The organism is Shewanella sp. 10N.286.45.A1, from assembly GCF_041470405.1.
In the GTDB taxonomy this organism is placed as follows: domain Bacteria; phylum Pseudomonadota; class Gammaproteobacteria; order Enterobacterales; family Shewanellaceae; genus Shewanella.
On the sequence record NZ_JBFRMK010000406.1, the window covers coordinates 1 to 7177 of the forward strand.

General features: G+C 35.0%; 6 protein-coding genes and 1 pseudogene. All 7 read right to left on the minus strand.

All coding sequences use genetic code 11. The features are described from left to right. Window positions 1-109, minus strand: a pseudogene (locus AB4238_RS21985) (IS5/IS1182 family transposase); the annotation flags it as partial. 169 nt (window positions 110-278) lie between these two features. Continuing rightward, on the minus strand, window positions 279-1322 hold the full coding sequence (gene wecA, locus AB4238_RS21990) for a UDP-N-acetylglucosamine--undecaprenyl-phosphate N-acetylglucosaminephosphotransferase (RefSeq protein WP_372035719.1): 1044 nt from the start codon (window positions 1320-1322) through the stop codon (window positions 279-281). A 513-nt stretch (window positions 1323-1835) separates the two neighbouring features. Then, window positions 1836-2894: a DUF1972 domain-containing protein gene (locus AB4238_RS21995; protein ID WP_372035721.1), complete on the minus strand. Its 1059-nt coding sequence runs from the start codon at window positions 2892-2894 to the stop codon at window positions 1836-1838. Between the two features lie 81 nt (window positions 2895-2975). Next, window positions 2976-3818, minus strand: coding sequence for a glycosyltransferase family 2 protein (locus tag AB4238_RS22000; RefSeq protein WP_372035723.1), 843 nt, complete (start codon window positions 3816-3818; stop codon window positions 2976-2978). Continuing rightward, window positions 3811-5010: a hypothetical protein gene (locus tag AB4238_RS22005; protein ID WP_372035725.1), complete on the minus strand. Its 1200-nt coding sequence runs from the start codon at window positions 5008-5010 to the stop codon at window positions 3811-3813. The genes AB4238_RS22000 and AB4238_RS22005 overlap by 8 nt, the downstream gene beginning before the upstream one ends. A 24-nt stretch (window positions 5011-5034) precedes the next feature. Then, the gene (locus AB4238_RS22010; RefSeq protein ID WP_372035726.1) at window positions 5035-5922 is read right to left on the minus strand and encodes a glycosyltransferase; all 888 of its coding nucleotides are present in this window, start codon (window positions 5920-5922) and stop codon (window positions 5035-5037) included. A 139-nt stretch (window positions 5923-6061) separates the two neighbouring features. Further along, the coding region (locus AB4238_RS22015) for a DUF563 domain-containing protein (protein ID WP_372035728.1) at window positions 6062-7177 on the minus strand (1116 nt) is incomplete at its 5' end.

Genomic DNA, 7177 nt, shown 5'->3' on the forward strand with positions numbered 1-7177 from the left:
ACAATCCTGACACAGGGGGTCGCCAAGACTTAATCGCTTGCTCATAAATCCAGAACGTCAGAGAGCCACGATTGACGAGTGCTTTGATGTACTGAGGCCAATTGGTTATTTTATGCTTAGATTTTCACATTTTACTGCATCCACGTTGCCACCTAGGGAGATTAGATCACGCTAACGGCAAAAGCTTCATCCGATTTAGGAAACAAGATCGCTTACTTACAACAATTAAGTACTACAGGCAAATTTCTTCTCTAGAGAACTTTTTGAGATAAGGAGATTTAAAATTTTCTAAGCCAAGTTAGAATTTGCCAAACATGAGCCAGCGCCCAGTTATAGGCGGCAAAGATAACTAAGAATCCGATAAACATTATCGACTCAGGTACCTGAAACAATTCACCGCAAACACCAACTGCCGCTAAAGCGATTGAAATGAGTGTAATGCGAATCAGGGTTTGCTTACGGCTATAACCAGCACGTTCAAATATGTGGTGCAAATGATCACGATCAGGCTTAAACGGAGACATTCCCTTTTTAATACGGCGGTACATAATAGCCGCCATATCCATTAATGGGATACCAATAAGATAGAGTGCTGTAACCGGTGCTAAAGCTTGAGTATTTGCCTCAACCCCGATCACTAATAACCAAACTACAGTCAATCCAATTAACATGCTCCCAGCATCGCCCATAAAGATCTTTTCTATACTTTCAAAAGGCCAGCGCAAGTTAAATAACAAGTACCCTAATATTGCCCCAATGAACAGCAACGGTAGGATAAACCAACTATTACCTACCAAATAAAACAACAGTGCCAGCGCTGAAAATGTTACTAGACTCAACATACCAGCTAAGCCATCAATGCCATCAACCATGTTAAACGCATTGATAGCACCAATCACTGCAAACACAGTAAAGAGAATACCAACATATCCAAGCTTTAGTTCGAAGAAGTAAGTAATGTGGCCTAGAGAGGTAAGATAGAGCCCTGCACCAAAGACCAAAATAGAAGCGGTAATAACCTGAGCCACGATTCTAACCCTGACAGAAAGATCGTACTTATCATCTAATACACCCAAGAAAAGTATAAGGGCTGCTGAAATCAGGTAAAGATTGAATAGCTGACTTTGCTCGAAAACAATGCTTGATACAAGCAATACGCTACAATAAATGGATATTCCACCTATTAGTGGAATCGCTCCGACATGCTTTTTCCTATCATTAGGCAAGTCAACTAAGCCGACCCGCTGCGCAATTGGATTTAGCACTTTAATAGCAATGCAGGTTAGAAAAAACACCGTAATGAACGGCACTACGTATTGCATGAAATCTTTTCCATAAGTTTGATAGGAATGACAGTGAAAGTCTTACAGGATATATTTGTTAATACTGCTTTCTAGATAGTATAGCTATTTTATTAGCAGAGCATAACAGTGAAAACCAAAAAGAAACAAAAATCTTACCAATACGGCGATTTACAACACCTTAAGTTAGACATATCTCCAATTCTGCTAGGGAAAAAAACAAAATTTGAACTGTAACAGAGTTAAATGCATCTAATACCGCTAAACGCAGATATAGCAATGTGCTTTCGCCGATATGATATAATCTTCGTCAAGTGCCAATAGCAACAATCGGAAATCCGCAGGAGCAAACATTTACGTTTGCATTTACATTGCTATCAATAAACAGGTAAAAGTACGAGAAAGTGTTTTCAACAGGATCAAGCACAGGCTAGATACAGCGTTAAATCTTCCTTGTATACCTTACCTATTAAATTGTCGGAAAAAAACACAACGGTACTAATGATTTTAATACTATAGAGCTAGTCAAAAAAACTATAAATAAGTCGTCTCATACATTTCCTTAACAATTTTCCATGTATAGCGCTTGTCGGCAACCAACTTCATATTTTTTGCAATATTAGCTAAATCGAAACTCGTGGCACAAGAAATTTTGGTAATTAGGTCTTCAGGTGAAACAAAGTACAATGCCTTGCCTTCGGTACTGTATCGATTAAAATTACAATCAAAAGTAAAAATGGGCTTTTCAAAATGCATTGCCTCTACGAGAGATGGATTAGTCCCACCGGCAGAGTGCCCATGAACATAGCCTATACACTCACTTCTAATCCTAAATAGTTTACTAACATCATAGATAGGATCAACTATGTCGATATTAGGGTTACCCTCGTACTGCTTTTTCAGTAACCGACCAAACTCGCTGGTATCCCAATTCCCCACAAACTTTAGCTTATGTTTACTTCCTGCAAAAGCCTTCAAAATCATGTCAACATTATTTTCAGGCTCTATTCGGCATAAAGCTAAAAAATAATCTTTTTCAGGCTCAACATCGCCGTTTTCAATAATCGCATGGTCGCCACCATAAGCAATTACAACATTTTCTTTTGAATACTCAGTATCTACATAGTCACCAATAGCCTTATTGTCGGTTATGATAACGTCAGAATACTTCACTGCCATTAATTCAGAAAACTTCAAAAATCTTTTAGCCCACTTACCCCATTTGTCGCGGCGCCACTCTAGTCCGTCGATATTAGTAACTATTTTCGATTTAGAAAATAGCCGATAAAAGGGTAAAAACACACAACCTGACACCCCAAGAATGAGCGTAACATCAGGCCTCTTAAATATACAGTGTATAAGTGACAAAATATCGTACGGCACACTTTGAATACCATTTGCACTAAATGGCAAATAACTAAGAGAAGCACCATTACAATGGCTTTTCCTAATCGAGTATGAATGGCTTGAACAAAAAACTGTATAACTAATGTCTTCACTTGAATTTTTAGTTAAATTCTCGACTAATGATTCGAATCCACCATAACAAGCAGGCAAACCAACAGTACCAACAACGTAAATATTTTTTTTCATGTATAACCTAAGGCAAGAATAAAAACTGAGATTAATAATCAATAAACATAGATAAATAAAAATAAGATTAAGAGTCGTTTGTTAAAATACCCTCTGAAGATTTGATTTAATCTTATAAAACAGACACAAAAACGGGGAGAGACTAATTCGCGGTTTCAACGAAGTTAAAATTGAGCGATCATGCGTGAATGTTTTACCAATTGACTTGAATCGCCCAATTAGGTATTTGTAATTAACAACAAGACTTCCTACTTGGTTTTCGGTATGTTGCCTATATAGAATATCAGACCTGTCGAGGTACTCAACTCGACCAAAATGTGAAACTATTATTGAAATCCAGTGATCATGCACAACCCCTTTGGGAGGAAACTTAAATGTTGCCAATAAATCTAGCACATGCCTATTCATAGTCATAGTACAGCCTGCTACTGTATTTAAAGACAACAAGTTACATGTATTTGCCGCTACCACACTTGGATTAATTCGCATCGACTCCATCATCGAGTTATGAATAATAGTCAAATCAGAAGATACTACGGTCAAATCTGTGAAAGATACCCCAGGGCCTAAAAATTCCGAATTAAAGAAGTGCGCTATGGAGTTCGACACTTTGTCATCTAGCCATACGTCGTCTTGATCACAGAACATGAATAAAACCGATTCATCTGCAGCTGAATTAAGTAAAGTAAGGAAGCTTTTAGTTGAACCTAAGTTAACTGTCGAAGGAATCAGCCTAATTAATTTAGGGTAACGTTTTATATAAGTACTAATTATGTCAAGAGTTCTGTCCGTAGAGCCGTCATCACGTATAGTGATCAGCAGGTTTTTGTGAGTCTGAGAAAGTAAAGAGTCAAGTTGCTGCCCTAGATACTTATCGCCATTGTATGTGGATATAAATATCTCCACTAATATTGAACTATGCATAATCACCTTTATTATTTAACTTGACAGATACAACATTATTACGATCCATGAGTTTTCCTACATATAAAACTAAAAACATAAGAAACGTATGTCCATAAGGGGAGACTAAATAGATATCCTTAAAGTTTAGCATGAAGATGGTTAACACTAAAAACAACAAGAATGTATTATTATATTTTATAGCTGAAAAAAATATTAACAAGAAAAATGTAAACATATGAAACAACCCTAAAAATCCCAGACTGCTAAATACCCTGACAAAACCTAAATCACTTTGAACTGATAGAAAATTGATTTCATCGCCAATTATCACATTGTCAGGAATAAATATCATCGACATTACGCCTGTCACTGATGAATCAACAACTTTATTACCGTTAATAAAATTAAAAATAAAACCAAAAGCCCAGTCCTTAAGCCAATCGTATTCCCCCCAACTAATAAATAATGAGAGAGAAGTCATTGTTAACAGGGCAAGTACTAATCTAGGCTTTTTGTAAACAAAATTAATTGATTGATACAAAGTAAAAAGAACAATAACAAGAATACCAGCTCTTCCAGTAAAAATCATTGCAGCCATAATTATTACGAATTTAATAATAAACGATACGCTGATATCAAGTTTGCTACTTAAATGCAATTGTAAAAGTAAACATAGGCCAAATGCATTTAAAACAGAGAGGTAAGAGAATGCATCATATGCAAACCCTGGATACCTAGTTATCGGATAATCGAAGACAAGTGGATTAGTATGAATAACGCTGTAGAATAAATCCGCATTTATAACATTTAAATTCAATAAAAGCACAAACAATGAATTAACAAAAATAACATTTACTACGATACTATAAATATTAGTAGAGCTGATATTTTTTTTAATACAAAACACAACAAATATTTTTGCAGAAAGAAATATAAACGGAGCAAATAAATAGACAAAAACTATTCTTAACGAAAACTTGGAGTCACTAATGAACCCGACAAAAATAGCTATAACAGCACCTATTAAGCACAACAAAAAGAGGTACCTATCTTCTGAATCAAAGTTTATTTTTTTAAAAAAATACAACACAGGAAAAATGTAAGAAAAAACAAGCGAAGGTATTACTACACCACCTAACTTAAAGTAAGGAAATAAAAGTGCAATAAAAATATAAGTGAACGCAATACAACTTGAAACTCGAGTTACCATATTAAATATACCAATCCGAAATTCTTAGCTAAGTTTCGTTATACGGATAGTATAGTAAAATACCTTCCTGATTAACGACATAAGAAAGCTCCTACCATACTTATAATCAACACCAAATGACAACAAGTAAATCTTTAAAATACCCGAGAAATGTTTTCTATACTTAAAATTAACCCCCGACTGCTCTTTGTGAATATTGGTTGAAAATTTTGTTGAGGTAAAAGCATTACTTGAGTGGATTCTATAGCAAGCAATTTTCTGTTCAGAAAATCTAACTTTCTTGAAGGCCAATAATCTCAAATAGAAGTCACGGTCCTCTGCTAGTAAGTTCACGTCGTAGAGCCCAATTTCGTCGTAAACTGATTTTTTTAATAAAAGAGAAGGTCCTGGAATAGTCCAATTCATGACGATCTCAGATACCAACTGGTCTGATTCTAGTCGTGGTTTACTTGAGTTTCTAAATTCAAATAAAGCACTATTATAAATAGTTTTACTGTTTTCATCTACAACACTACAGTCATGAATAATTGCATCGACACACTCAGATTCAATTTTTTTATAAGCATTATCCAAAGAGCGAGGTAAAAGAAAATCATCACTCGCAATTACATAGACATAAACACCTGTCGCATAAGATAAACATCTGTTAAGAGTAGTACATACTCCAATGTTAGTATTGTTTCTGAGACAAATATAACTTACATTGTCTTTCTGGCTAGTTATATCCTTTAGAAGATCATAAGCCACACTGTATGAGTCATCGCTCGATGAATCATCACAAAAAACAATCTGTAACTTACCAGAAAAAGCATTGACTACGGATTTTATACATTCGACTACATATTTAGAGTGATTAAAACAAGGAATGACAACAGATATCTGGATACAAGGATCTTTAAGTTTACTTACCATACAAGCTTCACCTGTGTGAATTAATCTAAAATATATTTTAAATACAATGTGTTTTCTATTCGCTTTTAGTGATAACGATTTCAAGTATGTCGTTCTGTTTGAAGCAAATAAAGTGATAGAAAATAAGAAACATTACCAATTAATTAACGTTTCGTATCTCCAACATTGCTTCAATACTTGATTTGAATGTCTCTATATCAACTTGATACTTTCCGTGGAAATTCTTAGCATCGTCAGATGATGTTTGAAAAAAAGCGAGTTCGACCCCACTAAATTTCGCTAGCGTAGAGAAAGCAGGAAATGTGCGAATTGTCTCAGGCAACCAGGATAAGGCTTTACACTTGTTATCTGGGTTGCAAAATAGAAGGTTTGCCCATGAAGCACCACTCGGCCCAACGATATACTTCGCATTTCGAAACAGTGAAACCTGTTGCTTGATATCTAAATCTTCTGTATGCACCACCTCAAACCCTTTAGTTAGTAAGTATTTAATTAACTCATTTTGATTATAGCTCCTAGCAAGTGAGTTATTTCTAGCGAGAAAAATACGTTCTGGTGTCTCGCTTTTAATACTAACATCACCTACATAACGCTCTATTGATGATACTAAATATGACAATGATTCAAATCTAATAAATAAAGTTGATAATTCCAAGCCAAGTATTCTTTCATTAAACAGAATATTATTAACGGGAGTTACGTGGTATAAGTTCCTAACAACGGTGCAGAACTCTGAAGGAATGTAATTTATATTATCGAAATCTGTTCCTAAAATAGAATCAAGTAAGAACTTGAAGTTCGTATTGTGCTCAACAATACTTGGAAGCAACAAAGGTACTCCTTTGCTATGCAAACCTCTTGACAAGTAATATTCAAGTTTTGGCAAAATTTCAATCAACCAGTGGTAATAATTCCAGGATCCATTCCCCCCCAAATAAAATCCGCTATCAATATAATTGAGTTCTTTTTGTTTCACGACTGCAAACGAATTATTATGAGAAATGAGCCCTCCTGAACTGTAGTTATGATTATTAGTACAGCCAGTTCCAAACTGTTCGATAAAAAGTAACTCATTCAAAATGAAGCTTGAACAAGAACCCGAAACCACACAATTATTAATTACCAAAAGATTCACTTCAGGGCACTGTACCTCTTGGCTTGATAAAGAACTTTCTAAAGCTGTGCTTGTTATATATTTAGGGAAAAATATTTCTGATTTAGACTCAAGTAATAATCTACTGCTTTTAAATTCTGT